At 45.8% G+C, this 2,388-nt stretch carries 1 protein-coding gene; it reads left to right on the plus strand.

All coding sequences use genetic code 11. The features are described from left to right. Positions 1-1,085: 1,085 nt before the first annotated feature. Positions 1,086-2,318, plus strand: coding sequence for an MFS transporter (locus HMPREF9056_RS13820; RefSeq protein WP_009405066.1), 1,233 nt, complete (start codon positions 1,086-1,088; stop codon positions 2,316-2,318). Positions 2,319-2,388: the final 70 nt, after the last annotated feature.

The following is a 2,388-nucleotide window of genomic DNA, read 5'->3' on the forward strand; positions in this document are numbered from 1 at the left end:
AGTGCTCGTGGATACGGTGCGGTGCGGGCTTAACGCTCGAGCTGTGCCCTCTTCTGGAGGCTGATTACTATAAGGGTGAAGTAAATAATTCCTGACCGGGGTAAACACAAACGAGCGTCATGGCTGTGAATAACTCTCCTAGCGTACGAACAATTCTTATGCCGCGAAAAATTTGGAAAGTTATACAAGTATCGCTATGTTCCTCCGTAGCCCGGTTCTGAGTATGATTTAACTGTAAAGACTCGCAGATTCGGAGAATTTGAAATGAATCCTACATTTGTCATCAGTAACGAGGTCAACGAGAGCATTAGTTCCGCAGTTGAAACTATCGACGTAAGTCTGTACGACGACTACCCACTATTTAAAAGTATGGTGAGGAGCATCGTGGACAACGAAGAATTCCCCTCAGATTGGCCTACTGTCTGCAGCAAAGTAAAATAATCCGCGATAATGAGCCTCATAGCGTGGTAGTTATTCGAAATGCTTCGGTGAACAGTCATATCTCTGAGCTTTCGCACGAAGAACCGCAAAAAATATCGCTTAAAAAAGACATACGTCGCAGAAGTTACTTTGGAGTAGTTTCTTCTATCTCACTGATGCGACGGTAATGAGTTACAACAAGCGCGTCAACGGAGGTTTTTTGCAGATGTATATGCCATCAAAAAATACATCGGCAGACAAACCGGATGTAGCCCGGGTGAGTTAGTTTACCACAATGACCGCACAGCCCACCCTGTTCGTGCTGATTACATCACTTTGCTTGATATGTGTCTTCCAGAAAATGCTGCTACCGTTTATGCATCCCAAAGGGAAATGATACGGGAATCGGCAGCGGCTATTTAATCAGTTGAGATGAATGTTGTTCTTCGATTATTTATGCATGGATGAGACTGAATAACAGCAGTATGCAGGCGACGGTTTTTGCGAGAAAGCTGCTTGAACGATCGTCCGTTGCTGTGATACCTGGTGCAGTACTTGGTGAAAATGAAGATAGCCATTTCAGGATACCTTTAACAGTCAGCGCCAGAGCTGGCTGAAGGAATTGCTAGATATAGAGTATATGGCTAACCTGATTGGAGAACATAATGCGTGACGGCACAACAAGTCGAGTCGCTGGAAAATGGACGGTATTATTTCTTGGCGTTTTAGCCCAAGCTATATTTTCCTGGGTGATTTCAGGAGTTCCGGTTGCTGGAATACTTTTGCAACATAAGTACGACTTGTCGTCATCACAGATAGGCATCATGATTGGGTGCATGTACCTAGGAATTGCGGCATCTGAGATTCCTTGGGGCGTGGTTGTCGATCGTAAGGGCGAACGATTCAGTCTAAGTCTTGGACTCATTGTGACGGCGCTCGCAGTAGCGTCTGCTGTTCCAGTATTAATGTCAGTTGACATAAATGCCTATTTATTATTTGCTTGCATGTTGTTTGTCGGTATTTGCGGTGGGAGCATTAATGGCGCCTCAGGCAGGGCGATTGTTCTTATGTTCGACAAAAAGTCTCGCGGCTTGGCGATGGGAATAAGGCAGGCTGCTATGCCGCTGGGAGGGGCTTTGGGATCTGGGATGGTCCCATGGATGGTCAGCCAAATGGGGTTTCCTGCTGCGTTCGTCATCACTGCCTTGCTCATATTCTTCGTGTTTGTCGTTGTTGTTTACTGGTTTAGGTTACCTACGAAAAAACTTATGGTCACAGTGGACGGGATCGATTCCGCTCAATCGCCTTTAAAATCCCGGGAGGTATGGCTGCTTTCTATTGCATCTTGCATTCTGAGTTTTCCTCAGTTCGCGGTTCTTGCGTTTGGTGTTATGATACTGGTCCGTGTAGCAGGTGTTTCTATAGTAATTGGGACCAGCGCTCTGGTAATGATTCAGCTCGTAGGTGGTGGTTTACGTATAGTTTTTGGTAAACTCAGTGACCGCAGCGACAGTCGGTTGAAGATTTTGCTAATGCTATCGTTCGCGGCAAGCCTGCTTGCATTTTTGACATATGCGTTTATTAGTACAGATAGCCGTTCTGGTTTGATTGTTACCGTAACATTATTAGGCATAGCAGCAAACTCCTGGCACGGAGTTGCGTACGCGATGATAGGCGCGGTTATTCCCAAGAGGGCTGGAACGGCATTGGGTGTCGTCAATACTTTAGTATTCTTAGCAGGTTTCGGAGTACCAGTCGTGGTGCCCTACATTCAGTTGGCATTCGGATGGAACGTTGTGTATGTTTTAATTGCTTTATTTTGTCTCGTATCTTTCATTATTTTTCTCATTCTGCTTCGTAGTTCGTACGGTGGGGTCTGGTGGTGTTTGCGCCGTTGATGATGTCGTTGAGTTTCTCAGTTGGGGTCTGTTCGTTCAATGGACTGTCAGGTGTTTTTCGGACAGTGCT

Origin of the sequence: Actinomyces sp. oral taxon 170 str. F0386 (genome assembly GCF_000195595.1) — a bacterium.
Lineage (GTDB): Bacteria > Actinomycetota > Actinomycetes > Actinomycetales > Actinomycetaceae > Actinomyces.

Excerpts from the sequence above, each read along its gene's own strand:
- HMPREF9056_RS13820 (WP_009405066.1), top strand. The coding sequence starts at position 1,086 with ATGCGTGACGGCACAACAAGTCGAGTCGCTGGAAAATGGACGGTATTA.